This window comes from Novacetimonas cocois, from assembly GCF_003311635.1.
Classification (GTDB): domain Bacteria; phylum Pseudomonadota; class Alphaproteobacteria; order Acetobacterales; family Acetobacteraceae; genus Novacetimonas; species Novacetimonas cocois.
In genome coordinates this window covers 1-22,981 of record NZ_QEXL01000023.1, presented here as the reverse complement: position 1 = coordinate 22,981, position 22,981 = coordinate 1, and the positions used below count along the sequence as shown (strand labels likewise).

Genomic DNA, 22,981 nt, shown 5'->3' with positions numbered 1-22,981 from the left:
GGTCATTTGCTTTCTTCCGGAAGTAGACACATAGTCCTTGCCTCTTTGAGTGTTTAGCTTCTAAGTAATGATCGGATTCGCCGGAATTTTTTGAAGGGTTGCCAATACGCTTAAGCATCTAGGTTTTTGAATTATCGCTAATTTCGTACAAAACACTGCATATGGTTGTTGTTTTGCCCGAGCGTTCGCGGTCGGCCATCATATGAAGAAATCTAGGAAAAAATAATTTGAAAAATAAAACCTAATCTTCAAGGTATAAAAAGAATATTTTTAGTATGAGGAATAATAATCTTGGTTGTGTTTGAGGCAATGCATGAACAATCCTCAGGATTGGATTTTAAGACTCTTATCGAGGCAAATGTAAGTGTGCCCATAGCGTTCAAGGATCTCGTCTCACTGAAGAGCTGGTCAGAATCAAATAATTTATCAATTTCCGAAATTGATGATGACAATGATAAAATTGGATTAATTATTTCCGGAGATATATCAAGCGGTCAGGATAAACTTAGCTACCGACAAATATGGGTCGACATCAACAATGATAAATATAGAGAACAATTAATCATAACCGCGAGTAATGTATTTGGCAAACGTCTCACTTTCAATGGCAGGGACGCCGACCACGCTGTAGGGCGTTCTAGAATTAAAGCGGCATGGCCCAATGCATGGATAAATCTAGTATTTGTTGAAAGGGGAATAAATAGATCTGTTGGGTCAATGCTTGAGAGAAGTATTTTAACTCCTACAGAAGATTATGTAACTCTTAACTCAGAAGCGATTCTGAAAATGTTTTTCGAGAAAACGGAGCGTCTATCCGTTATAAATATTTGCTCCTACCTCAAAGAGGCAAGAAACGCATTCATCGTAGCTGACGATACTATATCCAGATTCAAGATAGGAGAAATCAGCCTGGCTCATGCTAAGTGGGAAATAAATATGCATAACAACGCTACTGCTTTCTTCGAAAAAATTTCTGAAAAATATGATTGTGAAAATTGTTTTCCTGAATTGATAGATTCTTTTTCTTTATAAAGATCAGCAGTAATATCATATTTTATTGCAATATAAATTGGCACCACTCAGCAGTAGGACTGCTGAAAATGTCCGCATTTGACGTTAGACAGCAGAAAAGCTGACAGACCGTTCTCCTGAAGAGTTTCGGGCGCCGCGAGGCGTACGAAAGTCTGGGAAGACCGAACCCGCGACACCGGGACTCAGTTATGGGGAATTTGCAACTGGCGCCACCCCGGAGGAGAGGCTGAGCGAGAGCATAAAGGTGCGTATGTGGAACTGGAACGGGTTTTTGTGATCGGATCTGCATGATGCGATGACGGAACTGGCGGTGCAGGCAGCGATTTTCCCGGGTTTTCCAGTGATGCGTACAGGAACCTCGCTTTGCCGGAGCGGAGCTACTCCGGCATCGGGATCGGTCATGCTGTGGTCTCTGCGGGCTATCATGGTGATCCCCCGGCCGGATCAGTCGCCGGTGGCGGCCCTCTGGGCTGGTACCAGCGGGGAAGGATCTGGATAACAACCATTAGTCCGCCACAGCATGGGCAGGGCAGTGGCGTGACCGGTTCGGGCTCCGGGATTTCTGCCGCTGGCGTGGGTATGACATTCAGCAGTTCCCGCACCCGGGCGAGGCTGGCCTTGCGGCTGGAACTGGCCAGCAGGCCATAATGGCGGATGCGATGAAATCCCCGTGGCAGGACATGCAACATGAAGCGACGGATGAACTCATCCGTGGCGAGCGTCATGACCTGCTGCTGGTGGGCCGTGTCCCGCCTGTAGTCCTTGTAGCGGAACGTCACGCCGTTTTCGTTGAACGCCAGGAGGCGGCGGTTCGAGATGGCGACGCGGTGGGTATAGCGCGACAGGTAGGCCAGCACCGCTTTGGGACCCGCAAAAGGTGGTTTGGCATAAACAACCCAGCGCCTGCCGCGCACGGGGGCCAGATACCGCAGAAAGGTACGACGGTCTGCGAGAGGGGCAAGACGGCCCCGGAAGGCCAGCCGGTCAGCATCGAAAAGCGCAAGTAACCGGGTGAGGAACAGACGACGAAACAGCTTGCCCAGCACGCGAACGGGCAGGAGGAAGGCCGGGCGCGACGAGATCCAGCGCTGGCCATCGGGCGACAGGCCGCCGCCCGGCACGATCATGTGCACATGGGGATGGTGGGTCAGCGCCGACCCCCAGCTGTGCAGCACGGCAGTGATGCCGATACGGGCACCCAGATGCCGGGGATCGGCGGCGATCGTCATCATCGTCTCCGAGGCAGCCTGGAACAGCAGGGCGTAGAGAACGGCCTTGTTCTGCAGCGCGATGTCGGCGATCCGCGCTGGCAGGGTGAAGACGACATGGAAATACCCGACCGGCAGCAGATCGGCCTCCCGCTCGGCCAGCCATGTCTGCGCGGCGTTCCCCTGGCAGCGCGGACAGTGACGGTTGCGGCAGCTGTTATAAGCGATCCGCCAGTGTCCACAGTTCCCGCAGGCCGCGACATGACCACCAAGGGCCGCCGTGCGACAGTGTTCGATCGCCGACATGACCTTGAGCTGCTGCAGGGGGAGACGGCCGGCATGGGCTGACCGCCAGGCAGGGCCGGCAGCCCGGAAGATATCTCCCAGTTCGAGGGAGGCGGACATGACCGTACCCACCGAAGCTCGGAGATCAGCCGTCGGGCCTCGCCTGCGTTGTCGCCAGCATACCCAGCCTGTCGAGCGGACTGATGACGGCCCGCACGGTCCGTGTCGCAACTTTTGTATAAAGGGCCGTGGTTTCCAGACGGGAATGACCCAGCAGAACCTGGATCACCCGGACATCGACACCATCCTCAAGCAGGTGCGTGGCAAAGCTGTGCCGCAGGGTATGAGGCCCCACACGTCTGGTGATCGCAGCGGCCCGCGCCGCATCGACAACCACGCGATGGAGCTGCCGTGTGCTGATGGGTCTCATGGTGTCCTGCCCGGGAAACAGCCAGCCACCCGAATGCATCACACCCTGCTGGCGTCCGGCCTTCCACCACTCCCGCAGCAGGGGCAGAAGGTCTGCCGGAAGCATGGCGTTGCGATATCGTCCCCCTTTGCCCCGTTCGACCCTGAGCAGCATGCGCTCGCTGTCGATATCACTGATCTTGAGAGCTGCGACCTCGGCCACCCGCAGGCCTGCCCCATAGGCGACCGACAGGGCGGCCTGATGCTTGAGGCATACGGTCGCGTTGAGCAGCCGGGCAACCTCGTCACGGCTCAGCACGACGGGCAGGTTGCGGGGCTGCGCCACCCGGACCAGCCTGCGTGCAAGATCGGGGCGGTCGAGTGTCTGGGTGAAGAAAAACCGCAGCGCCGACACGATGGCGTTCATGGTCGGTGTCGGCATGCCCGCCGCGTTCTGTGCGATCTGGAACTGGCGCACATCCTCGGCTGTTGCCGTATGGGGTGAGCGACCCAGAAACGTGGCGAAACGGCCGACATCGCGAAGGTAATTGCGCTGCGTCTCCCGGGAGAACCGCCGCACCGCCATGTCATCAAGCAGGCGCTGGCGAAGGGGACTGATTGCAGCAATGCACAGGGACTCTGTCATCATCCGGCTCCTTCTGGTGGGAAGAAGCCAGAGTGCTTGGCCCGATCAGGACAGTTCCAAATAAAACAGATATCTCACGCTGTGGTGACAGACCTACACACCGCACCAATCCCGCGCAGCGGGTTCGTTCTGCCCCCCATTGCTGTCGTGATTTCGGGTAGGTGACGGGAACGCCGTGTTCCGGGATGAGGGGCTGGGTATTTCTGGGGTTGTATGGGATCCCGCGTGGGAAGTGGTGATCAGAGGAAGAGGTCGGCTTCGCCTTCTGTGCCGAATAACCGGCATTAGAGGAGAGTTTTCCATGACCACGACCACCATCCTGCCCCCTGCGTCCCGTGGTGCTGCGTCCGGCGGCTTTAAGATCGATCCGTCGCGCGGCGAACGCAGCGCCCGCGTCTCGTCCGAATGGTTCTCGCGCCCCGACGACGAGCGTTACCTGTCTCTGTCCGATCTGCACGCCGCGACCCTGGCGCGAGCAGATCGGGCCACGGCCCGCACAGTGGAAAGCCGCGCCATTCGCGTGGAAGCATCCCGCGACAATGCCGAGCGGCTGACGCTCACCGTGCCGGGACAGAATGAGCCGATCGCGCCCACACACTGGTCGTTCGGCCAGATGTGCAGCCTTGTCGGCGCGCCATCGTCGTACCTGCGCAATCTTCCAGCGCCACTGGCAGCGATCAACCTGCAGCATGGGCTGCTGTCGCACCGCGCCGAACTGGTCAAAACGCTGGAGACGGAAGACGGGCGCGTCGAGCTGCGCGCTGTAACCGGTCCAGATTACGGTCGCATCTGGGACCACGAACTGGTGGGCGCGGTGCGCAAGATCGCGGGGGACGGCACAGGCGATACCAACTGGAAGGTGCCCGGCGTCATCGACTGGGCGACCATGACCCATAATCCGTATGTCGACGTCACCAGGGAAACCACGACGCTCTACGCATCAGATCGCGACGTGTTCCTGTTTCTGGTCGACGATACGCATCCGATCGAGGCCGGACGCCTGCCCAATGGTGACCCCGATCTCTATTTCCGGGGTTTCTACGCGTGGAATTCGGAAGTCGGCAGTAAAAGTCTTGGTATTGCGTCATTCTATCTGCGGGGAGTGTGTCAAAACCGCCTTTTGTGGGGCGTGGAAAATTTCGAACAGATCACGATCCGGCATAGCAAGTTTGCAGCCTCGCGTTTCGTGCATCAGGCGACACCGGCCCTGCGGAATTTCGCCACGGCCAGCCCGGCGTCGTTTGTCTCCGGTATCCAGGCATCCCGGCAGGCACTGGTCGCAAAAACCGACGAGGATCGCGAAAGTTTCCTGCGTCGTCGTGGGTTCTCGAAACCGGAAACTACCAAGATCATCGAAACCGTGCTGCATGAGGAGGGGCGCAAGCCCGAGAGCGTGTTCGATTTCGTGCAGGGGATTACAGCGCTGGCTCGCACCAGGGCCAATCAGGATACGCGGCTGGATCTGGAAGAGAAGGCCCGCAGGCTGATGGAGCGTGCGTCCTGAAAGCCGCTTCTCCGTCTTTCCGCCAATACGTTTTTACGAGCCCGGCCACAGCGCCGGGCTTTTTCGTTTCGGGAGTTCTTCCGATGGCTGATTTCTTCACGCATTTTTCCTGCGTGCTCGATGTGGGCACAGTGGACAATGCCGCAAAGGCGCTCGACCTCTATAATGAATTCATGGACGAACTGGCGGCGGAAGACCCACCCTCTGACGGTTTCATTCTGTCGATCGTGCCTGAATATGGCGGCACCAAACTCTGGATGCACGACGAGCAGACCGGCGATCCGCATCAGGTCGTGGAATTCGTGCTACGCTGTGCGCGAGCATTCCGGTTGCGGGGCCGATGGGGGTTCCAGTGGGCGAATAGCTGTTCACGTCCCCGGGTGGGCGCGTTCAGCGGCGGCGCGCATCTGCTTGACCTTGGCAGGCGCAGGACGATGTCATGGATGACCACCGATCGCTGGCTGGCGATTGCCCTGGATGGAGACGATCCCGACACAGGAGGGCAGGGGTAATGGCCTCGCATGATGCAGGCGATCTCGCCCGTCGTCTGGCGGAGAACGCAGAGGCGGTGTGCCGGCGGTATCTGTCCGTCGGTCGCCGTCACGGCAATTACTGGCTGGTCGGTGATGTGCGCAACACGCCGGGGCGGTCGCTGTTTGTCCGGCTGCATGATACCGCCAACGGCAGGGCAGGTAAGTGGACCGACGCACAGTCGGGCGAACATGGCGACCTGCTCGACGTGATCCGCGAAAACCTCGGCCTGGTGGATTTCTGCGACGTGGCCGATGAGGCGCGAGCGTTCCTCAGCCTGCCGCGCCCCGATCCGGTACCGTTATCGCGGGATCGTCCTGCTCAGGAACGCGGACCGGCCAGTTCTTCCGAAGCGGCTCGACGGCTCTGGGCCATGTCCGGACCGATCGCGGGCACGTCAGTAGAAGCGTATCTCCGCAGACGCGACATGACGCTTTTGCACGGAACCGGAGCCCTGCGCTTCCATCCACGCTGCTTTTACCGCCCGGACGAGGACAGTCCGACCGAGACCTGGCCTGCCATGATCGCCGCCGTCACCGATCTCGACGGCACGCTGACCGGCGTCCATCGCACCTGGCTGGCGGCGGACGGCCGCGGCAAGGCGCCGGTCGACCATCCGCGCCGCGCCCTGGGCGGGTTGCTCGGCCATGCCGTGCGCTTCGGGGTCGCGTCTGACGTGCTCGCCGCCGGGGAAGGCATCGAGACGGTCCTGTCGCTGCGGCAGGTTCTGCCCGATCTGCCGCTGGCCGCATGCCTGTCCTCGGCGCATCTCGCCGCCATGACGTTTCCGCCGACGCTGCGCCGCCTCTACGTCCTGCGCGATGACGACCCGGCCGGGGATCAGGCGCTGGCGACGCTGCAGGCCCGCGCGGACGACGCCGGGATCGAGCTGATCGGCCTGTCACCACGGCTTGGCGATTTCAACGACGATCTCCGTGCCCTTGGATCCGGCGCGCTCCGGGCGATCCTGCATCCGCAACTCGCGCCAGCGGACGTGGCACGGTTTCTGGAGAGCATTGGCACCTGAGTAGGCCGGGAAGAAGGGAGCGGGCGGTGTTCCGTTTTCGTCTGACGGTCTTGTTGTGCCCTCCTATCAGGCAGGTCCGCGCCTGCAGCCTTTCTGGAGGGGAGCGGGCGTCAGCCGGGCCGGGCCTTCAATGGCGGGGACCGGCTATTTTCCGTCGCGCCCCTTGGGGGCGCTTTACATCGCGAGGCAAAATAGCCGGTCCCCCTGCCATCCTCCGCTGCGCTGCGGCCGCGCGTATCGCGCGGTTCCGGCCCGTCCCTGGTCTGCCGCTGTCCGCCCCCGGAAAGGCCGCGAAGGGCGCGGCCGGAGACCTGGGAGGACCGCATCATGACCCGCACCGATGATTTTGAACCCGCACACGCCGCTTCATCCACCGCCCATGTGCTGGCTGAACTCCAGATGTATGGCTACCGTCCTTTCGAGGACGAACCGGACCCGCGGCCATTGCCCGAAGCGCCCCGCATCGGTGGCGCGGTCGCCGACATCTTCGACGCCATCGCCGCGATCCTGACCGACACGCGGCTGGAACCCGACCTCGAAACCCTGCTCTGGTCCACGGTCAACATCTTCCACCGCATGGTCGGCCAGGTGGAGCGTGAGCTTGACCGCAACGAGCAGGCGCAGAAACGCAGCCAGCAGGAACAGGATGGCAGCGAGATCCGCTCGGTGGAACTGGAGCGACTGATCGCCGAAGGGCTGACCCTGATCGAGCGCCGCAACGCCTACGAGATCTTCCGTGATGAGGCGCAGGAGCAGTTCGAGCGCCTGACCATGAGCGCGTGGCGGCCGAAAACCGGGTCGCTGATCTCACGCGGGACCATGACGGCCTCCATGATCGACAGCCGCGATTTCCTCAACGCCCGACGTCGCGCTGAGGGCGAATTGCTGGTTCCGCCCGGCCCCAAGGTGGTCGTGACCGGCGGTCTCGACTTCGACGACCATATCCTGATCTGGGACCGGTTGGACAAGGTCCGGACGAAGCATCCTGACATGGTGCTGCTCCATGGCGGTTCGCCCAGGGGCGCGGAATTCATTGCCTCGCGCTGGGCCGATCACCGGGAGATCGTGCAGATCGCCTTCAAGCCGGACTGGACGAAGCATGCCAAGGCAGCACCCTTCCGTCGCAACGATGCCATGCTCGACACCATGCCAATCGGCGTCATCGTCTTTCCCGGCACCGGTATTCAGGAGAACCTGGCCGACAAGGCGAAAAAGCTCGGTATCCCGGTCCTGCGCTTTGGAGGCGGCGCGTGAGCGCCATCTTCAGTCCGGATTGCCCGTGACGGCGATCCGGGCGGAACGGGCATAGAAGGCCAGTTCGGTGTCGCCGGGCACCAGAAGATCGAGCAGGCCCTTCATGTCCTGCATGTCCGAATAAGACTGAAACGGCCCTGGCTGCCGCTCGATCGCCAGCACTGCAATGGCGAGCGCCTTTTTGACCAGATGCAGCTCGCGCCCCGTGATTTCCGCCATGACGTCTTCTCCCTGAGAGACGATAACGATGCACGTCCGCGTGCCGGACACCAGTACGATTCTCGTTCCGTCGACACATCGTTTTCGCTATGATGCGGGTTGCGCCGTGGTGGTGGTGGCAGGCGCGACCGTCAGATCATGTCATCTCTACGGGAGCCGCCACCATGGTGATCTTCGCACCGTTCCTGATTGTCGCCGGCATCGGATTTTTCTGCTGGCTCATGTTCACGCTTGCGGTCTTTGCATTGCCGTTTGCCGACGGGCTGTATGCCGGGCTCTGGGCGTTCCATACCGGCGCCGGCGTGATCGGCGCTCTGATCGTCGGCATCATGACGGGTATTGCGACCTTCGCGGTCGGCCAGATCGCACTTGCCTGCGCACCGTGGATCTGGCTGCGAGGACTGATCGTCCTGCTCTATACCGTGCCCGCCGTCATTGCCGGTTTTAGCGCGACGGACGGCCTCGCCCAGATGATGATGCCCTCCGCCGTCTGGCAACTCTTCTTTTCGGTGATCGGCGCGATGGCGGTCGGCATCACTGCGTTCGTCCGCTTTACCGGCATGGCCCCGCCCGAACCGGCCGGCGGGAGTATCGCGCGGGTCTGAGCGCCTGCGCGGCAGTTGGCGGACAGGCATGGTCAGGCACCGGTCTGTCTTTCCACGTCATCGAGAGGCGGGGAACGAGGAACGGCGAAGCGCGGATACGACGCTCTGACCCTGATACGGTCCGCCTGTTGAAGCAACCGGACTGGCGCTCAGATTGCCCACAGGCCGATCGCAACAGGGAAAGCTGGGCATGTCCTGCGAGGTGCTGTCCCGGAATGGGCTGGTTCGATGGCTGGTATGGAAGGAGGTTGACGCCGCTATTCTGTTTGCCGCCGGATCTCGTGTGCTGTGCCGGTCGCCATAGTCTCCGTGATGTATGCTCTGTCAGGCCGCGCACGCATGCTGCCTCTCAAGATGGCTGATCTAGCCGAAGGCCGGCTGCGCCTCGATCGGCTATGGCGCAACAGCGGGTCATAATTTTCTTCCCCTGACGGCTGCGCCGTCATTCCTCGCGCATCAAGAAAATTCCGTCCCGCCGTCCTCCGCTGCGCTGCGGCCCTGAAGGATGCGCCGCCGATCGCCTCCGTCTGTCCGATCGCCATCGAGGCCGCAATGGTGCGGGCTCGATAACAGAGATCACGGAGCAGTATCATGGCCACCATCGGCACCTTCAAGAAAGTCGGCAACGGGTATAACGGCGAGATCGTCACCCTCTCGCTCCAGACCCCGAACGTCCGCATCGCCCCCGAGACCACGCGCGCGAACGACAACGCCCCCAGCCACCGCGTCTTCGTCGGTCGGGTTGAGATCGGCGCGGCCTGGTCCCGGCGCTCCAACGAGGGGCGCGACTATCTGAGCCTCAAGCTGGACGATCCGAGCTTCAACGCCCCGATCTTCGCCAATCTCTTCGATGACGAGGACGGCGAGGGCTACAGCCTGATCTGGTCCCGCCCCAACGGCCGCCGCAACGGCGACTGAGGCACCGCGATCCCCGCCCGGCCGGTCCGGGCGGGGCCATCGTGGTGGCGGCCGGAACGAAAGGGCGGGCGTGGCTGATCGCCCGAGATCCGATCGGCCTGCCTTCGGGTGGGGCAGGGGGAACAGGGCTTCCCTCAGTCTTCCCATTGTACCATGCCCGGCGTGAACCGCCTCAAGGACGCGCGGTCCCCCCAATTTTGCCCGAGCCGACCTATCGGTCGTCCCGAACAAAATCGGCTCCCCCGCACGCCGGCAAGCCGGTCGCCTGACGGCGATCCCTGACCCGGTTCCCGCGTGCATGAGGCGGTGTCCTGTCTTCGACAAACGAAAGGAGCAGGACGATGACCACGCTACACGACCACATCCAGATGCTGCGCGCCGAACTGACCAGCTTTCACCTCAGCCGCCGTGAGCGTCGGCAGATCGAGCGCGAACTGAAGCGGGCATGCGCGCAATTCGCGGCAGAACCGCACGACGAGACGCCCCCCGCATAGTGCGGGGGTCTTTTCGTATGGTCGCCCGTACCATCGGAAATTCAGACGCCGATTCCATTTGGCCATCATCCTGAAAGAACAATGTTGAATCTTCATAATACGACTATTATAGTCGTATTTCTGGTGTGCTGGCTTTGCGTGTCGGATGTGATCATGAATGATCACTGGCCGACAGGTAAGGGCGGCACGGGCACTCCTGAACTGGACACAGGAGATGCTTGCTGAAAAGGCCCTCGTAGCATTGACCGCGCTCAAGCGCCTTGAATCCGAGCGCGGTCTCGGCGTTCACGAAGGCACAGCCGACCAGGTTCGCCGCGCGCTGGAAGCGGCGGGCATCCTGTTCATCGAGTCCGGACAAGGGCGCGGCGTCATGTTTCTTAACGAAACTTCCGATACCCAAACGCGGCAGGCTAGGGTGCGTCGCGTTCGTTCTCCGACCTGATCGGCCCCATCATGCAGAAGCCCCCGCTCGACCCGCCCGTCGCCGACAGCGCTCCGGAAGCGTCCTGTCTCACCGGCTATGACGAACAGCACCTCATCACGTATCTGCGTCTGCTGGACGCCGAGGCTGACGGTGCCGACTGGCGCGAGGTCGCCCGGATCGTGCTCCACCGCGACCCGGCGGCCGATCCCGAGGGCGTCCACCGCTGCTGGCACAGCCATCTGGCGCGGGCGCACTGGATGACCGAGCATGGCTACCAGCATCTGCTGCGGGGCGGCGCACCCCATTGACCCCCTGAATCGTTGCGTGATCCGCAAGACCTGTTGCAGGACCGGGGCGTAGCGGGCAGCGGGATGGTCTGGCATACTCTCGCGAGCAAGTGCTTGCCCTGTTCCCACCCGTTACGCATCGGAGACGACGCCATGAGCCGCGCCAACTGGCGGTCGGCGGGCGCGTACGAGGGCCTGCGGTCGCTCGACGCCCCTGCCTTTGCCTTGCAGTTTGTCAGTCGCAATCGGGACTTTATCCGTGAGCGTGCCACCCTTCAGCGCGCATTGCGCCGGGGTGCCTTGATGCAGCCGGATGCCGAGGCCTTCGCCCGGCGCTGGGGGTTGCGATTTCGAAAGTGTGCGCACTGCGCTGAACCCGCGTACTGCCTTGTGGAGTGCCGCGGTGCTGCCGGGCGTGATCGCGCTGATGGAAGTGCCGACCGGTCTGGCTGACCCGGATCACCCGCCGTTCACCTCTATTTTCATAGGATTGCCGGCGGGCCAGGTTGGTGAACTCCTGCTCGAGCGCCCCGGCGTCGTTCTGCGCCTGCATCAGGTGACGTCAGGGATCGAAGCTCTCTCTGTCGTCCTGCCGCTCGACGCCCTGTTCGACGTGCGCGTCCAAGCCGCGTTGCGGCTCTGGCGCGCGCTGACGGGCCGGCGCTCTGGCCCCGATCCCGCGACCCTGTCGCCAGATCGGGTCAGTCGGCTGATCCTGGCGCTCCGTACGCTCGATGGGCTGGATGACGGGGTTTCGCAGCGCGAGGTCGCTGGTGTCCTGTTCGGTCGGGAGGTTTTCCCGCAGGATTGGCTTTCGCACGATCTACATTTCCGTATGAAACGGCTGGTGCGTTTTGCACGGGGCCTGAGCGATGGGGGATACCGCCGGCTGCTACTGCACCCATTTCGAGGGCGTTGATAGGCTGCGAACCACAGATAGCTCCATATTGATGTGCGTTTAACATAAAAACAGAAAGACTGAACTTGCACGGCAATGCAAGTTCAGTTGTATTTCTATATTTTTCGAGAATACTTTCTCAAAAAGTTATTTATTTTTCATCAATTTAAAGGCCCGATGATAGATAGCCAATTATTTTTAGGCCCAACGTCCACCCAATAACCCTCCAAATCTATGCTGCCGCCGAGATCAAGAGCTGCTGCAACCATGTGCTTGCCCGGAATTGTGTTCCGCGCAAATGCAGGCATGAACGTTTCAAATTCAAGACCACCGGCTTGCTCAAGTTCTTCTGCAGAAGGAATTCGGTTCAATCGAACTTGGACCCGACCATTCGCCTTTCTTTGATCGCCCTGAAACCCTACGAGGATCTCGGCAGACGACCTTCCCGCCATACTGATGATGCATTCTTGGAATACGCCTTCAGCGATAGATGCTCCAAAATCGCCTAAACGTTTGCGGAAGCGATCATCTTGGACGGTCACAACGAGACGCTCGACGCTCGTCAATGCTTGCAGCAAAGCTGCACGACTGTTGAAGCCGAGACCACTCGCAATGGCTTCGTCCAATTGGTTCATTTTTATGCAAGTAAAGTCGGGTAATGCGTAGCGCACATCCCTCATGAACTCACGGCTACAGATTGCGACACTGGGGGTGGCGTCAAAAAAGGACATTTCTTCACCTTCCTGGATATTTGGCACGAGGTCCGGACATTACGCTCTCGAGCCATCCACAAAGGCACTCGAAAAAGACTAATAGGGAGAAAATCCTCCCACCAAGGCTTCGACCGTCCAGCAAGTCAGGGCCTCAGAACCCCTCCTCAGATACCTACATCGCATGCGAGATTTCTGTCCAGCTATTTTAAGGCCGCCGCACATGGGAGTTTAGGATGTGGAGTTCGCGATCAGGCAGAGTAGTTCCCGTTCCTAGCGACAGTATTGCTATCTTTTGCTTGTCTAGGAGCGATCTCATGCCTCTGCGAGATCGGTCCTAGTTCCAAACGTGGCCGCTCCGCCACGCTGATCCCTGCTGGCCGCATCTGTCCCGCAGCCCCAGACAGCGATCACGGAGCCACCTCATGTCCGCCAATTACAGCGACCTGCCACCACGCTATCTGCGCACGCCTGACGCTTCGCGCTTCGTCGGGCTTTCCATTCGCACTCTGGAAAAACACCGGATCTACGGCACCGGTCCGCGCTACTCGAAACTTGGTGGTCGCGTGGTCTATCGGGTCGATGAATTGCAGGCCTGGGTCGAGAGCGGGGCACGTGCCCATACCTCGGACACCACCGCTGGTACCGTATCGGCGGCCGCGCGGCAAAGTCCGCTGATCCCGCCGACCTCACGTGGAAACCGCCGCTGATGTCCCCGATCGGCAGGGCGCGTTCGGAGCGCGAGCAACTGGAACTCTTCCATGCCATCGCGGGAGATTTCGCCCCTCGCGACGCGCAGGATCTGATGGCGTTTCCGTTCTTCAGCCTCGCCAAATCCCCTCGCATGGTCCCGATCGATTACCGGACCCCGGATGTCATGATCCGGGTCGAGGCGTCTGCCGAACATGGCATGGCCACGATCTGGGATGCTGACGTGCTGATCTGGGCCGCCAGCCATCTCGTTGCCGCGCGTGACGCCGGTCGGCGCACGTCGCGGCTGATGGTGGCCAGCCCGCGCGAGATCCTGACCTTCATCGGTCGGGGCGACAGCGCGCGGGACTATGAGCGGCTGGAAGCGGCCTTCGACCGGCTGCAGTCCACCACGATCAAGACGTCGCTGCGGCAGACCGGCAAGGGGCAACTGCACCGCTTTTCCTGGATCAACGAATGGAAACGACACACCGCGCGGGAAGGGCGCACCCGCGTGATCGAATTGATCCTGCCCGACTGGTTCTATCAGGCGGTTCTCGACGACGCGCTCGTGCTGACCATCGACCCGGCTTATTTTGACCTCACTGGCGGTCTGGAGCGCTGGCTCTATCGCATCGTGCGCAAGCATGGCGGTCGCCAGCGCGCAGGCTGGGCCTTCGGCCTGCGCCATCTCTACGAAAAATCCGCCAGCCTTTCCCCGTATCGCCGCTTTGCCTTCGAACTGCGCGAGATGGCGAAACGGCAGCCCTTTGCCGGCTATCGGCTGTCGGTGCGCCCCGACCGTAACGGTAATGACATGCTGGCTTTTGCGCCTGTCAAATTATCCACAGACACCTGTGGACAGGCTGTGAATTCATCCGTGCTATCAGTTGTGGATTTATCCGTGCCATCACTGCCACGGCATCCGTGCTATCGTTTGCGGAAAACGCCGAATCACGACGTTGAATCAAACGGTTATGACGCCCTTAACTTAGAATCTAACTTAAAAGAGTCTAACTTTAAGGATGTTGGCCCCTCTTCCGATCCGTGGATAAGCCCCGGAGAGGGGTCATGATCGTGGCCCTCCTCAACCAGAAGGGTGGCGTCGGCAAGACGACGCTGGCGCTGCATCTCGCGGGCCAATGGGCTCGGGAAGGCCGGCGCGTGACGGTCATCGACGCCGACCCGCAAGGTTCGGCGCTAGACTGGTCGGCGCAGCGGGCGCGGGAAGGACTGCCCCGGCTGTTCGGTGTCATCGGGCTGGCACGCGATACGCTCCACCACGAGGCGCCGGAATTGGCTCAGGGGGCGGATCACGTCGTTATCGACGGTCCTCCGCGCGTGGCAGCGCTGCTGCGCTCCGCCCTGCTGGCGGCCGACCTCGTGCTGATCCCGGCGCAACCCTCCCCGTTTGACGGCTGGGCCTCGGCCGAGATGCTGCGGCTGCTGGAGGAGGCGCGGCTCTTCCGTCCTGGCCTGCTGGCCCGTTTCGTGCTCAACCGCTGCGCCACCCGCACGGTGATCGCCCGCGAAACCCGGCTGGCGCTGGCGGGACATGAGCCAGCGGCGCTCATGGCGCGGATCGGCCAGCGTGTCGCCTTCGCCGACGCTGCGCGCACCGGCCGCCTGGTCTGCGACCTGCGCCCGCATGGGATTGCCGCCCGTGAAATCGCCGCCCTGACGGCCGAGATCGGGGGGCTGGCGCCATGACCCTTCTGACCGGCGACAGTGCGCTCCTGATGCCCTGGCATGGCCCCTACGACATGATCCTGGCCGACCCGCCCTATGGCGATACGTCGCTCGCATGGGACCAGCGCGTGCTGGACTGGCCGGGCACGGCACTCGCGGCCCTGAAACCGAGCGGTTCGCTCTGGGTGTTCGGCTCGCTGCGGAGCTTTCTCGCATCCAGCGCGGCATTTCGTGACGCAGGCTGGAAATATGCCCAGGAACTGGTCTGGGAGAAGCAGAACGGTTCCAGCTTCCATGCCGATCGGTTTCGACGCGTGCATGAGCTGATCGTCCAGTTCTATCGCGACGATGCGCCCTGGCGCGCCATCTACAACGCGGTCCCGACCACGCCCGACGCACGGGCACGCACGGTGCGGCGGAAGCATCGTCCACCCCACATGGGCCGGATCGATGCCGGTCATTACGTCAGCGAGGATGGTGGCCCGCGCCTGATGCGCTCCGTGATTCCGGTCCGCAATACGCATGGCCGCGCCATCCATCCCACCGAAAAGCCGGTGGCCCTGCTGGAGATCCTGATCCGCACGAGCTGCCCACCGGGTGGCCTGGTGGGCGACTGGTTCGCCGGCTCTGGTGCGGCGGGTGTCGCCTGCCGGCTCGCCGGTCGGCGCTATGTCGGCTGCGAGATCGATCCTGTCATGGCGCAGAAGGCGCGCGACCGCATCGCCTCCGTGCTGCCGCTTGGCGAAGGAATCGCGCCATGACGGAACGTCGCACGCTGCGCGGTTTCGCCGCGCGTCCCGCCGATCCTGAACGCTGGGTCAGAACGCCGGAGACGCCTGCGCCCCCCAACCGCTTTACCGCCCGACTGACCATCGACGTCACGCCGGCACTGCGCGGACGGCTCAAGGTCGCGGCGTTCCAGCGCGGCATCACGGTCGCCGACATGCTGCGCGCCCTGCTGGCCCGCGAGTTCCCCGATATCCCTGGAGATGTGCCATGAACACTCCGCACGAGGCGGCATCCGGCCGTCCCGCCGACACCCTCGCTCATGTCGAACTGACCTGGATCGAGAAGCGCATCGAGCACTGGATCCGCTTCGGCTCTGTCGCCCATGAGCAGATTCTCGATCGTCGGCGGCGGATACTGAGCTTTCCGCCGGACACCGTGTTCGCCTTCCTGCGCTGGGCTGCGAACGATTACGGCACGGTGGTCTCCTGCATCGACATCGTGCGCGTCACCCGTCCCGGCCAGCCCTATCAGACGGTGCCGTTCGTGCGCCCCGGTGGCGAGAGCCTGCTGCGCCAGAGCGGCTGGCCGAAGGTCCGCCTGGTGCTCGAAGCCGTCGATCGTATCGAAGCCATCGGCATCGACCCCGTCGATGTGGCACCCGAGCATTGGCGGCATCTGCACAACCGGATGCTCGCCGGGCAGGCGTCACGTCCCTACACGCGCGACCGCCATCAGGCCTGGCTGCGCCGGAGGGCGGTGTCATGACGCGCTTTGGCTGGTTCTTCACCACGTATTTCGCAATGCTCGGTGCTGGCACGTCATTGGCGATCCATCCGGCGCCCCGGCTGATCTGGAACGTCACCGCCAGCACGCCGGTCGGGCTGTATCGCTTGCAATCGGTAAGCCCCCTGCATGTCGGCGACCTGATCGCGATCCGCCCGCCCACCGACATCGCCGGAATGCTGGCGCGCGGTGGCTATCTGCCGCTCGGTGTGCCGTTGCTCAAGCCGGTCGCCGCACTGGCGGGGCAATTGGTCTGTCGCACTGGTGCTGCCGTCACGGTCGACGGCAAGGTGCTCGGCAATGCGCTGTCTCACGATCATCGCGGTCGTCCGCTGCCGGTGTGGCAGGGCTGCCGGCACGTACTGCCCGGGCAGGTCTTCGTCATGAATCCGGCGGTTCCGACCAGTCTCGACGGCCGCTATTTCGGTGTCCTGCCGGTCGATGCGGTGCTCGGCCGTGCCCAGCCGCTGTGGCTCGTGCCGTCACCGATTTCTCCCAACCCCAAACAGAAACGAGGCTGACATGGCCCAGATCGGTACTTTCACGCGCACGGCCGACGGCTTTGCCGGTCGCCTGCGCACGCTCGCCCTCGACGTCGAACTGACGATCGTGCCGGCGACATCGTCGGACGCCGAGCATGCGCCTGACTATCGCGTCCATCTCGGCGATGCCGACACCGGACCGGAGATTGGTGCCGGCTGGAAGCGCACCGGCGAGAAGGCAGGCACTTACCTTTCGCTCGTTCTCGACGACCCCATGCTGGCGCAACCGATCCGCGCCAACCTGTTCCAGTCCGATCGTCAGGGGCGTGCCTTTCATCTGGTCTGGAGCCGTCCGGTGAAGCGCGATGATCGGCGGTAGGAAGGTTCGCGATCTTGTCGCGAACGCGCTGGTTGCAGTGCTGGTTTCCGTGTCACCCGTTCGCATGGCGGAGGCTGATCCGTACGCCGACATGATCGCGGAGGCCGCCGCGCGCGCGCAGATTCCGGCGTCATGGATTGCTGCCGTCCTGCATGCGGAGAGTCGAGGCGATGCGCGGGCGGTGTCATCGGCGGGTGCGATGGGGCTCATGCAGGTGATGCCCGGCACATGGTCCAGCCTGCGCACGTCGCTCGGCCTTGGCGACGATCCGTTCGACCCGCATGACAACATTCTGGCCGGTGCGACCTATCTGCGCTGGATGCGGGACCGCTACGGCGAGGCCGGGTTTCTCGCCGCCTATAATGCCGGTCCCGCGCGCTATGACGAGCATCTGGCGACCGGCAGACCGTTGCCTGCCGAGACGCGGAATTACGTTGCGTCGGTCAGCGCGCGGCTGGCTCTTCCGCTTGCCGATAACATCGCGATCGGCGCTCCGGCGGCACAATCCTGGCAGGGCTCTTCCCTCTTTCCGGCGTCATTCCTACGCACAGAAAATGTCGCTCGGCATGGCGAGAGCGCACACGATCCGGTGCATGCTGACGACGCCCGCCCGAGCGACTGGACCGCGCTTGCGCCGCAATCGGCCGGGCTGTTCATCGTGTCAGGGCAGGGGGAGGCGCGTCGATGATCCCCGTTCCGGTCCATCGGGCGCTGGCGGGCCATGGGCGGCTTGAGGATGGGGTGCCGGGGGGAGGCAGGTGGCAGGCAGAAGGACGGCAAGGTAAAAGCAGCGCCCGTTCGGGGCTGCATGTGGTTGGTTTGATTGGAGAATTTGGCCTCTCACCACGCACCGCCTGCGGCTCTTCGGACAATTTTCGTAATCTTTTCAACGATCCGGGCGCCGTCAGGCGCACATCGAAACGGAAAGCGGGCCATGGCGACGCGCGATGACAGCCTGACTGTCCGGCCCGGACGTATCCAGCACGGCAACCAGGGCGCACGACCGAAATCCTTCGTCGGTGAGGTCATGCGTGCCGCGAAGAGGGCCGGTCATACCGGCACCCGGTTCGGCGCGAAGGGCAGGGGCGGTGGCGGTTCCCGCTTCGGGCGGGGCCGACGCGCGGCCCTGTCCATGCGGCTGCGAAGCAATGCCCGTCGCGTCGTGGTCAAGGCGCGTGTCGTGCGCCAGCAGGGTAAGCGGTTCCGGTCCGCGCCGCTCGCCCGGCACATCGCCTATCTCAGACGCGAGGGCGTGACCCGCGATGGTGCGAGGGCCCACCTATTCGATGCGGGGTCTGATGAGGTGGACAGCAAGGCCTTTGCCGAGCGCTGTGAAGACGACCGGCACCATTTCCGCTTTATCGTCTCGCCCGAGGATGCAGCACGGATGGAGGATCTGCGGGGCTTCGCGCGGGAACTGATGCAGGATATGGAACGCGACCTCGGCACGAAGCTGGACTGGATGGGGGTCGACCACTGGAACACTGACAATCCGCACGTCCACATCCTGGTGCGCGGTGTCGCCGATGACGGCAAGGATCTGGTGATCAGCCGCGCGTACATCAGCCAGGGCCTGCGCGACCGCGCCGCCGAGCGGGTAACGCTGGAGCTGGGTCCGCGCAGCGAGCAGGAAATCCGCACCGCTCTGGAGACCGAGATCGGCGCCGACCGCTGGACCAGCCTCGATCGGGCGCTGCAGGATCTCAGCGACGAGGGCGGCGGCATCGTCGATCTGCGGCCCGGTGAGGGTGCCGAAGACCCGGAACTGCGCCGCCTGCTGGTCGGCCGGGCGACCAAGCTGGAAGGACTTGGCCTCGCAGAGCAGGTTGGGGTGGCGCGCTGGACCCTCAAGCCGAGGCTGGAGGCGACCCTGCGCGATCTCTCCATCCGGGGCGACATCATCAGGACCATGCACCGCGCCATGTCCGGCGGCGGGGCGGAGCCCGATGTCGCGGGTTTCGCCATCCATGGTGAGAAACTGGCCGATCCGGTTATTGGCCGGCTGGTCGAGCGCGGACTGGATGACGAACTGAAGGGTTCGGGTTACGTGGTGATCGCCGGCACCGACGGGCGGACGCATCATGTCCGCTTCCCTGATCTGGACCTGACCGGCGATGCCAGGACCGGCGCGATCGTCGAGACCCGGAGTTGGGAAGACACGAAGGGCATGCAGCGTCTGTCGTTGGCGACGCGTTCGGACTTCACGCTGGCCGAGCAGGTGACGGCACCCGGTGCAACCTGGCTCGATCGCCAGTTGCTCGCCAAGGATCCCGCGCTGGCCAATGGGGGCTTCGGCACAGAGGTCCGGGAGGCGATGGCGCGGCGGGTCGATCATCTTGCCTCCGAGGGGCTGGCCCGGCGGCAGGGCGAGCGCGTGGTGTTCGCGCCTGATGTGATCGGCACCCTGCGCCAGCGCGATCTCGATCAGGCGGCGGCGAGGCTTGCGACACAGACCGGGTTGGAGCACCGGCCCGCAAAGGAAGGCGAGATCGTCTCGGGGGTCTATCGCCAGCGGGTAGTCCTGTCTTCGGGTCGGTTTGCCATGGTCGATGACGGGCTGGGCTTCCAGTTTGTGCCGTGGCGGCCAGCGCTGGAGCAGAAGCTTGGACGGCAGGTTTCCGGCACGCTGTCGCCGGGCGGAGCGGTGGACTGGAATTTCGGGCGGAAGCGCGGGCTCGGGATTTGACGTCGGGTGGCCCGCCTGCGGATTTTCGGCTGACAAAGTAGCTGCTTCATAAGTATGATGAAGTATGCTCGTCTGAAAGGAGCCGTCTCATGTCCACGATTGAACGTATGACCATCACCGTGCCGTCCGAAATGGCCGCGATCCTGCGCCAGTCCGTTGATGGCGGCGAATACGCCTCGACCAGCGAGGTGGTGCGCGAGGCGTTGCGCGAATGGATGCGCCGACGTGATACCGACCGTCGTGATCTCGATGCCCTGCGGGAGGCGATCCGGCTTGGTGATGAGAGCGGGTCGAGCATCCCGGCTGAGACCGTCTTCGCCGAATTGCGGGATGTGATCGCCCGTCGCCGCGCGCAGGGATGAAACGGCTCGGCTTCGCTCCGGCCGCGCGTGCCGACCTTCTGGAGATCGCGCTCTATATCGCCGAGGACAATCCCGAGCGGGCCATGAGCTTCGTTGCTGAACTGGAAGCGAAGGCTGCCGTTGCGGCTGAACATCCAGCGAGCTTTCCGGCACGCGATGAGATCAGTCCCGGATTGAGGGTCGTTGTTCACGGTCGCTATCTACTGTTCTTCCGGGAACTGGCCGATGAGGTACGCATCATCCGCGTGCTTCATGGAGCACGGGATCTGCCGCAGATATTTGACTCGTAAAGTCAGGGCCGTGGGGTTGCGCGCAGCGGTCGTCAATGACGATGAACTTCGACGCCCTCACGACGATCAGAATGCGGGTGCGATCCTCAAGCGGAGGCATCTTTATCGTAACGGGTTCTTCCCCACACACGACGACAAGGCAATCGGAGTTTCCCTGCATGACAAGGCGAAATAAGGCGCCACCGATCCGTTATCCAGCCAATCATCAAGACGAGCGGACGCTTGTCGGATTGCTGGAACAGGGCGAGCGAAGCGGCGTCAGCAGGCGCACGATTCTCGATATTCTTGCCGCCGTGAAGGTTGTCCGGAAACCGTCCGTTTATTATCCGCTCCCGTCCGGCGACCCAAAGCGCTTCAATTAGGCCTTGAGTATCGGGAAATCGAGCCGTTTGGTCGGTTCCTGTCATGAACCAGACCAAGATCCTCTGGGGATCGGTGTGCGCCGTCAGCACCGTGATCCTCGCCTTTACCTGGGCCGCGACGCAGTGGACTGCCTGGCGGCTCGGCTTCCAGCCGCAGCTTGGCGCGCCGTGGGTTACGCTGCTCGGCTGGCCGGTTTATTACCCGCCGGAGCTCTTCTGGTGGTGGTTCGCTTACGATGCCTATGCTCCGGATATCTTCACGATGGGCGGGTATATCGCGGCGGTAGGCGGTGTGGCCGCCGTCATCGTCGCGATCACGATGTCCGTCTGGCGCGCTCGTGAGAAGAAACGCGCCACCACCTATGGCTCGGCGCATTGGGCTGACCCCCGTGAGATCCGTCGCGCCGGGCTGCTTGCGCCCGATGGTGTGGTGCTGGGCCGCTCAGCCGATGCCTATCTCCGTCACGATGGGCCGGAGCATGTGCTGTGCTTTGCGCCGACCCGCTCGGGTAAGGGGGTGGGTCTGGTGGTGCCGACGCTGCTGACGTGGCCGGGCTCCGCCATCGTCCATGACATCAAGGGAGAGAACTGGACGCTGACCGCCGGCTGGCGCTCGCGCTTCGGTCGGGTGCTGCTGTTCGATCCGACCAACCTTGCCAGTGCGGCCTACAATCCGTTGCTGGAAGTCCGGCGCGGTGAGCGTGAGGTCCGCGACGTGCAGAACATCGCCGACGTTCTGGTCGATCCCGAGGGCGCCCTTGAGAAGCGGAACCACTGGGAGAAGACCAGCCACGCGCTGCTGGTCGGCACCATCCTGCATGTCCTCTACGCCGAGGAAGACAAGACCTTGGCCGGGGTAGCCAATTTCCTCTCTGACCCGAAGCGGGCGATCGAGACGACGCTGCGCGCCATGATGACCACGCCGCATCTCGGTGCGAAGGGTGTGCATCCGGTGGTCGCCAGTTCGGCGCGGGAACTGCTCAACAAGAGCGACAATGAGCGCTCGGGCGTGCTGTCCACGGCCATGTCGTTCCTCGGTCTCTATCGCGACCCGGTGGTGGCGCATGTGACCCGTCGCTGCGACTGGCGGATCCGCGACCTTGTCGCCGGCAGCCATCCGGCGACGCTGTATCTGGTGGTGCCGCCCTCGGACATCAGCCGCACCAAGCCGCTGGTCCGCCTGGTGCTCAATCAGATCGGCCGCCGGCTGACCGAGGAACTGGAGGCGAAGCGGCGGCATCGCCTGCTGCTGATGCTCGATGAGTTCCCGGCCCTGGGACGGCTGGATTTCTTCGAGAGTGCATTGGCCTTCATGGCGGGCTATGGGATCAAGAGCTTCCTGATTGGCCAGAGCCTGAACCAGATCGAGAAAGCCTACGGGCAGAACAACAGCATTCTGGACAACTGCCATGTCCGGGTGAGTTTCGCGACCAACGACGAACGGACCGCCAAGCGGGTGTCCGATGCGCTCGGCACTGCGACCGAGATCCGGGATGCGAAAAACTATGCCGGGCACCGGCTGTCGCCATGGCTCGGGCATCTGATGGTGACGCGCCACGAAACCGCACGGCCGCTGCTGACGCCCGGGGAGATCATGCAGCTTCCCCCGGACGAGGAACTGGTGCTGGTTTCTGGCTGCCCGCCGGTCCGGGCGCGCAAGGCGCGGTATTTCGAGGATGCCGAATTGACCGCGCGCATCCTCCCGCCACCCCGGTTCGAGCCACCGCCATCTTCTGAAGGAACGCCGCCCATCGGACCGCAGCCGCAAGGGGACTGGGCTGATGTGGTTCAGCCGCCGCCTGCCGACAATGCGGATGATGATCCCGCCAATGCCGGCATCCGCCGTGAGCCGGAGCTGCCGGAACAGGAAGAGGTGGTGCAGGCACCGAGGAAGCCGGTGCATGAATTTGATCCGCCGGAGGATGAACCCGAGGACGATGCGAAGCGGGCACAGACCTTGCGGCGCGGTGAGCGGAGTCTCGCGCGTCAGGTTTCGCTCGATCCTGGCGATCGGATGGGGCTGTGACGTAACCGGCCGCTCTGGGCCGCCTTGATTATGCGGCCTGTCTGTGCAGTGTA

Annotated in this window: 30 protein-coding genes; 25 read left to right on the top strand and 5 right to left on the bottom strand. The window is 62.7% G+C overall.

The window, feature by feature from the left end; genetic code table 11:
• The first annotated feature begins 291 nt into the window (after positions 1-291).
• Positions 292-1,032 (top strand): hypothetical protein, encoded by a 741-nt coding sequence (locus NJLHNGOC_RS15760; RefSeq protein ID WP_133258757.1) that lies wholly within the window; start codon positions 292-294, stop codon positions 1,030-1,032.
• 422 nt (positions 1,033-1,454) lie between these two features.
• Here the strand turns inward: NJLHNGOC_RS15760 and NJLHNGOC_RS14205 are convergent, their stop codons facing one another.
• Together NJLHNGOC_RS14205 and NJLHNGOC_RS14200 are read right to left on the bottom strand one after the other, a co-directional pair.
• Positions 1,455-2,645, bottom strand: coding sequence for an IS91 family transposase (locus NJLHNGOC_RS14205; RefSeq protein ID WP_113596956.1), 1,191 nt, complete (start codon positions 2,643-2,645; stop codon positions 1,455-1,457).
• A 25-nt stretch (positions 2,646-2,670) separates the two neighbouring features.
• Positions 2,671-3,582 carry a tyrosine-type recombinase/integrase gene (locus tag NJLHNGOC_RS14200; protein WP_113596955.1) on the bottom strand — a complete coding sequence of 304 codons (912 nt, stop codon included), beginning with the start codon at positions 3,580-3,582 and terminating at the stop codon, positions 2,671-2,673.
• Between the two features lie 298 nt (positions 3,583-3,880).
• Here NJLHNGOC_RS14200 and NJLHNGOC_RS14195 point away from each other — a divergent pair, with 298 nt between their 5' ends.
• From NJLHNGOC_RS14195 to NJLHNGOC_RS14180, 4 genes are all read left to right on the top strand, one after another.
• Positions 3,881-5,083: a DUF932 domain-containing protein gene (locus tag NJLHNGOC_RS14195; RefSeq protein WP_113596954.1), complete on the top strand. Its 1,203-nt coding sequence runs from the start codon at positions 3,881-3,883 to the stop codon at positions 5,081-5,083.
• Between the two features lie 83 nt (positions 5,084-5,166).
• Positions 5,167-5,595 (top strand): hypothetical protein, encoded by a 429-nt coding sequence (locus NJLHNGOC_RS14190; RefSeq protein ID WP_018307958.1) that lies wholly within the window; start codon positions 5,167-5,169, stop codon positions 5,593-5,595.
• Positions 5,595-6,641, top strand: coding sequence for a DUF7146 domain-containing protein (locus NJLHNGOC_RS14185; protein ID WP_113596953.1), 1,047 nt, complete (start codon positions 5,595-5,597; stop codon positions 6,639-6,641). The genes NJLHNGOC_RS14190 and NJLHNGOC_RS14185 overlap by 1 nt, the downstream gene beginning before the upstream one ends.
• Positions 6,642-6,968: 327 nt before the next feature.
• A complete protein-coding gene (locus tag NJLHNGOC_RS14180) occupies positions 6,969-7,895 on the top strand; it encodes a DUF2493 domain-containing protein (RefSeq protein WP_113596952.1) in 927 nt (308 codons plus the stop codon).
• A 9-nt stretch (positions 7,896-7,904) separates the two neighbouring features.
• Here the strand turns inward: NJLHNGOC_RS14180 and NJLHNGOC_RS14175 are convergent, their stop codons facing one another.
• Positions 7,905-8,114, bottom strand: a complete 210-nt coding sequence (locus tag NJLHNGOC_RS14175) for a hypothetical protein (protein ID WP_113596951.1) — start codon at positions 8,112-8,114, stop codon at positions 7,905-7,907.
• 164 nt (positions 8,115-8,278) lie between these two features.
• On the opposite strand from NJLHNGOC_RS14175, the gene NJLHNGOC_RS14170 reads away from it, so the two are divergent.
• The 7 genes from NJLHNGOC_RS14170 (at position 8,279) to NJLHNGOC_RS14140 (ending at position 11,761) form a co-directional block, all read left to right on the top strand.
• Positions 8,279-8,719 carry a hypothetical protein gene (locus tag NJLHNGOC_RS14170; RefSeq protein WP_113596950.1) on the top strand — a complete coding sequence of 147 codons (441 nt, stop codon included), beginning with the start codon at positions 8,279-8,281 and terminating at the stop codon, positions 8,717-8,719.
• Between the two features lie 591 nt (positions 8,720-9,310).
• The gene (locus NJLHNGOC_RS14160; RefSeq protein WP_034931914.1) at positions 9,311-9,637 is read left to right on the top strand and encodes a DUF736 domain-containing protein; all 327 of its coding nucleotides are present in this window, start codon (positions 9,311-9,313) and stop codon (positions 9,635-9,637) included.
• A gap of 341 nt (positions 9,638-9,978) precedes the next feature.
• Complete coding sequence (locus tag NJLHNGOC_RS16055) at positions 9,979-10,131, top strand: hypothetical protein (RefSeq protein WP_165837948.1); 153 nt, start codon at positions 9,979-9,981, stop codon at positions 10,129-10,131.
• A 214-nt stretch (positions 10,132-10,345) separates the two neighbouring features.
• The gene (locus tag NJLHNGOC_RS14155; RefSeq protein ID WP_456306361.1) at positions 10,346-10,573 is read left to right on the top strand and encodes an XRE family transcriptional regulator; all 228 of its coding nucleotides are present in this window, start codon (positions 10,346-10,348) and stop codon (positions 10,571-10,573) included.
• A gap of 11 nt (positions 10,574-10,584) precedes the next feature.
• Positions 10,585-10,863: a DNA -binding domain-containing protein gene (locus NJLHNGOC_RS14150; protein WP_113596948.1), complete on the top strand. Its 279-nt coding sequence runs from the start codon at positions 10,585-10,587 to the stop codon at positions 10,861-10,863.
• Positions 10,864-10,926: 63 nt separating this feature from the next.
• Positions 10,927-11,295, top strand: coding sequence for a transcriptional regulator domain-containing protein (locus NJLHNGOC_RS16440; RefSeq protein ID WP_113596947.1), 369 nt, complete (start codon positions 10,927-10,929; stop codon positions 11,293-11,295).
• A complete protein-coding gene (locus NJLHNGOC_RS14140) occupies positions 11,246-11,761 on the top strand; it encodes a DUF2285 domain-containing protein (protein ID WP_239021551.1) in 516 nt (171 codons plus the stop codon). Before NJLHNGOC_RS16440 ends, NJLHNGOC_RS14140 begins: the two co-directional genes overlap by 50 nt.
• A gap of 140 nt (positions 11,762-11,901) precedes the next feature.
• Here the strand turns inward: NJLHNGOC_RS14140 and NJLHNGOC_RS14135 are convergent, their stop codons facing one another.
• Entirely contained in the window at positions 11,902-12,471 is a 570-nt protein-coding gene (locus NJLHNGOC_RS14135; RefSeq protein WP_113596945.1) for a hypothetical protein, read from the bottom strand.
• 404 nt (positions 12,472-12,875) lie between these two features.
• On the opposite strand from NJLHNGOC_RS14135, the gene NJLHNGOC_RS14130 reads away from it, so the two are divergent.
• The 12 genes from NJLHNGOC_RS14130 (at position 12,876) to NJLHNGOC_RS14075 (ending at position 20,540) form a co-directional block, all read left to right on the top strand.
• Positions 12,876-13,160 carry a helix-turn-helix transcriptional regulator gene (locus tag NJLHNGOC_RS14130; RefSeq protein ID WP_113596944.1) on the top strand — a complete coding sequence of 95 codons (285 nt, stop codon included), beginning with the start codon at positions 12,876-12,878 and terminating at the stop codon, positions 13,158-13,160.
• On the top strand, positions 13,160-14,215 hold the full coding sequence (locus tag NJLHNGOC_RS14125; RefSeq protein ID WP_113596943.1) for a replication initiator protein A: 1,056 nt from the start codon (positions 13,160-13,162) through the stop codon (positions 14,213-14,215). The genes NJLHNGOC_RS14130 and NJLHNGOC_RS14125 overlap by 1 nt, the downstream gene beginning before the upstream one ends.
• Entirely contained in the window at positions 14,212-14,850 is a 639-nt protein-coding gene (gene parA / locus NJLHNGOC_RS14120) for a ParA family partition ATPase (RefSeq protein ID WP_113596942.1), read from the top strand. The genes NJLHNGOC_RS14125 and parA overlap by 4 nt, the downstream gene beginning before the upstream one ends.
• Positions 14,847-15,590 (top strand): DNA-methyltransferase, encoded by a 744-nt coding sequence (locus NJLHNGOC_RS14115; protein WP_113596941.1) that lies wholly within the window; start codon positions 14,847-14,849, stop codon positions 15,588-15,590. Before parA ends, NJLHNGOC_RS14115 begins: the two co-directional genes overlap by 4 nt.
• Entirely contained in the window at positions 15,587-15,829 is a 243-nt protein-coding gene (locus NJLHNGOC_RS14110) for a ribbon-helix-helix protein (RefSeq protein ID WP_113596940.1), read from the top strand. Before NJLHNGOC_RS14115 ends, NJLHNGOC_RS14110 begins: the two co-directional genes overlap by 4 nt.
• Entirely contained in the window at positions 15,826-16,323 is a 498-nt protein-coding gene (locus NJLHNGOC_RS14105) for a DUF2840 domain-containing protein (RefSeq protein ID WP_113596939.1), read from the top strand. Before NJLHNGOC_RS14110 ends, NJLHNGOC_RS14105 begins: the two co-directional genes overlap by 4 nt.
• Entirely contained in the window at positions 16,320-16,862 is a 543-nt protein-coding gene (locus tag NJLHNGOC_RS14100) for a S26 family signal peptidase (protein ID WP_113596938.1), read from the top strand. The genes NJLHNGOC_RS14105 and NJLHNGOC_RS14100 overlap by 4 nt, the downstream gene beginning before the upstream one ends.
• 1 nt (position 16,863) lies before the next feature.
• The gene (locus tag NJLHNGOC_RS14095) at positions 16,864-17,202 is read left to right on the top strand and encodes a DUF736 domain-containing protein (RefSeq protein ID WP_113596937.1); all 339 of its coding nucleotides are present in this window, start codon (positions 16,864-16,866) and stop codon (positions 17,200-17,202) included.
• Positions 17,189-17,890 (top strand): lytic transglycosylase domain-containing protein, encoded by a 702-nt coding sequence (locus tag NJLHNGOC_RS14090; protein ID WP_113596936.1) that lies wholly within the window; start codon positions 17,189-17,191, stop codon positions 17,888-17,890. Before NJLHNGOC_RS14095 ends, NJLHNGOC_RS14090 begins: the two co-directional genes overlap by 14 nt.
• 246 nt (positions 17,891-18,136) lie before the next feature.
• Positions 18,137-19,888, top strand: a complete 1,752-nt coding sequence (locus NJLHNGOC_RS14085; protein ID WP_113596935.1) for a relaxase/mobilization nuclease domain-containing protein — start codon at positions 18,137-18,139, stop codon at positions 19,886-19,888.
• A gap of 89 nt (positions 19,889-19,977) precedes the next feature.
• A complete protein-coding gene (locus NJLHNGOC_RS14080) occupies positions 19,978-20,250 on the top strand; it encodes a type II toxin-antitoxin system ParD family antitoxin (RefSeq protein WP_019086914.1) in 273 nt (90 codons plus the stop codon).
• The gene (locus NJLHNGOC_RS14075; RefSeq protein ID WP_113596934.1) at positions 20,247-20,540 is read left to right on the top strand and encodes a type II toxin-antitoxin system RelE/ParE family toxin; all 294 of its coding nucleotides are present in this window, start codon (positions 20,247-20,249) and stop codon (positions 20,538-20,540) included. The genes NJLHNGOC_RS14080 and NJLHNGOC_RS14075 overlap by 4 nt, the downstream gene beginning before the upstream one ends.
• 86 nt (positions 20,541-20,626) lie before the next feature.
• On the opposite strand, the gene NJLHNGOC_RS16050 is transcribed toward NJLHNGOC_RS14075, so the two are convergent.
• Positions 20,627-20,947 (bottom strand): hypothetical protein, encoded by a 321-nt coding sequence (locus tag NJLHNGOC_RS16050; protein WP_165837947.1) that lies wholly within the window; start codon positions 20,945-20,947, stop codon positions 20,627-20,629.
• Between NJLHNGOC_RS16050 and NJLHNGOC_RS14065 the strand changes: the two genes are divergently transcribed.
• Positions 20,946-22,928 (top strand): conjugal transfer protein TraG, encoded by a 1,983-nt coding sequence (locus NJLHNGOC_RS14065; RefSeq protein WP_113596933.1) that lies wholly within the window; start codon positions 20,946-20,948, stop codon positions 22,926-22,928. The two genes, NJLHNGOC_RS16050 and NJLHNGOC_RS14065, sit on opposite strands and share 2 nt — an antisense overlap.
• Positions 22,929-22,981 lie beyond the last annotated feature (53 nt).

What these genes read in the sequence shown, in the direction of transcription:
- NJLHNGOC_RS14205 (WP_113596956.1), bottom strand. Translation starts at nt 2,645, where the DNA reads ATGTCCGCCTCCCTCGAACTGGGAGATATCTTCCGGGCTGCCGGCCCT.
- NJLHNGOC_RS14200 (WP_113596955.1), bottom strand. Translation starts at nt 3,582, where the DNA reads ATGATGACAGAGTCCCTGTGCATTGCTGCAATCAGTCCCCTTCGCCAG.
- NJLHNGOC_RS14195 (WP_113596954.1), top strand. Translation starts at nt 3,881, where the DNA reads ATGACCACGACCACCATCCTGCCCCCTGCGTCCCGTGGTGCTGCGTCC.
- NJLHNGOC_RS14190 (WP_018307958.1), top strand. Translation starts at nt 5,167, where the DNA reads ATGGCTGATTTCTTCACGCATTTTTCCTGCGTGCTCGATGTGGGCACA.
- NJLHNGOC_RS14185 (WP_113596953.1), top strand. Translation starts at nt 5,595, where the DNA reads ATGGCCTCGCATGATGCAGGCGATCTCGCCCGTCGTCTGGCGGAGAAC.
- NJLHNGOC_RS14180 (WP_113596952.1), top strand. Translation starts at nt 6,969, where the DNA reads ATGACCCGCACCGATGATTTTGAACCCGCACACGCCGCTTCATCCACC.
- NJLHNGOC_RS14175 (WP_113596951.1), bottom strand. Translation starts at nt 8,114, where the DNA reads ATGGCGGAAATCACGGGGCGCGAGCTGCATCTGGTCAAAAAGGCGCTC.
- NJLHNGOC_RS14170 (WP_113596950.1), top strand. Translation starts at nt 8,279, where the DNA reads ATGGTGATCTTCGCACCGTTCCTGATTGTCGCCGGCATCGGATTTTTC.
- NJLHNGOC_RS14160 (WP_034931914.1), top strand. Translation starts at nt 9,311, where the DNA reads ATGGCCACCATCGGCACCTTCAAGAAAGTCGGCAACGGGTATAACGGC.
- NJLHNGOC_RS16055 (WP_165837948.1), top strand. Translation starts at nt 9,979, where the DNA reads ATGACCACGCTACACGACCACATCCAGATGCTGCGCGCCGAACTGACC.
- NJLHNGOC_RS14155 (WP_456306361.1), top strand. Translation starts at nt 10,346, where the DNA reads ATGCTTGCTGAAAAGGCCCTCGTAGCATTGACCGCGCTCAAGCGCCTT.
- NJLHNGOC_RS14150 (WP_113596948.1), top strand. Translation starts at nt 10,585, where the DNA reads ATGCAGAAGCCCCCGCTCGACCCGCCCGTCGCCGACAGCGCTCCGGAA.
- NJLHNGOC_RS16440 (WP_113596947.1), top strand. Translation starts at nt 10,927, where the DNA reads ATGGTCTGGCATACTCTCGCGAGCAAGTGCTTGCCCTGTTCCCACCCG.
- NJLHNGOC_RS14135 (WP_113596945.1), bottom strand. Translation starts at nt 12,471, where the DNA reads ATGTCCTTTTTTGACGCCACCCCCAGTGTCGCAATCTGTAGCCGTGAG.
- NJLHNGOC_RS14130 (WP_113596944.1), top strand. Translation starts at nt 12,876, where the DNA reads ATGTCCGCCAATTACAGCGACCTGCCACCACGCTATCTGCGCACGCCT.
- NJLHNGOC_RS14125 (WP_113596943.1), top strand. Translation starts at nt 13,160, where the DNA reads ATGTCCCCGATCGGCAGGGCGCGTTCGGAGCGCGAGCAACTGGAACTC.
- parA (WP_113596942.1), top strand. Translation starts at nt 14,212, where the DNA reads ATGATCGTGGCCCTCCTCAACCAGAAGGGTGGCGTCGGCAAGACGACG.
- NJLHNGOC_RS14115 (WP_113596941.1), top strand. Translation starts at nt 14,847, where the DNA reads ATGACCCTTCTGACCGGCGACAGTGCGCTCCTGATGCCCTGGCATGGC.
- NJLHNGOC_RS14110 (WP_113596940.1), top strand. Translation starts at nt 15,587, where the DNA reads ATGACGGAACGTCGCACGCTGCGCGGTTTCGCCGCGCGTCCCGCCGAT.
- NJLHNGOC_RS14105 (WP_113596939.1), top strand. Translation starts at nt 15,826, where the DNA reads ATGAACACTCCGCACGAGGCGGCATCCGGCCGTCCCGCCGACACCCTC.
- NJLHNGOC_RS14100 (WP_113596938.1), top strand. Translation starts at nt 16,320, where the DNA reads ATGACGCGCTTTGGCTGGTTCTTCACCACGTATTTCGCAATGCTCGGT.
- NJLHNGOC_RS14095 (WP_113596937.1), top strand. Translation starts at nt 16,864, where the DNA reads ATGGCCCAGATCGGTACTTTCACGCGCACGGCCGACGGCTTTGCCGGT.
- NJLHNGOC_RS14090 (WP_113596936.1), top strand. Translation starts at nt 17,189, where the DNA reads ATGATCGGCGGTAGGAAGGTTCGCGATCTTGTCGCGAACGCGCTGGTT.
- NJLHNGOC_RS14085 (WP_113596935.1), top strand. Translation starts at nt 18,137, where the DNA reads ATGGCGACGCGCGATGACAGCCTGACTGTCCGGCCCGGACGTATCCAG.
- NJLHNGOC_RS14080 (WP_019086914.1), top strand. Translation starts at nt 19,978, where the DNA reads ATGTCCACGATTGAACGTATGACCATCACCGTGCCGTCCGAAATGGCC.
- NJLHNGOC_RS14075 (WP_113596934.1), top strand. Translation starts at nt 20,247, where the DNA reads ATGAAACGGCTCGGCTTCGCTCCGGCCGCGCGTGCCGACCTTCTGGAG.
- NJLHNGOC_RS14065 (WP_113596933.1), top strand. Translation starts at nt 20,946, where the DNA reads ATGAACCAGACCAAGATCCTCTGGGGATCGGTGTGCGCCGTCAGCACC.
- NJLHNGOC_RS16050 (WP_165837947.1), bottom strand. Translation starts at nt 20,947, where the DNA reads ATGACAGGAACCGACCAAACGGCTCGATTTCCCGATACTCAAGGCCTA.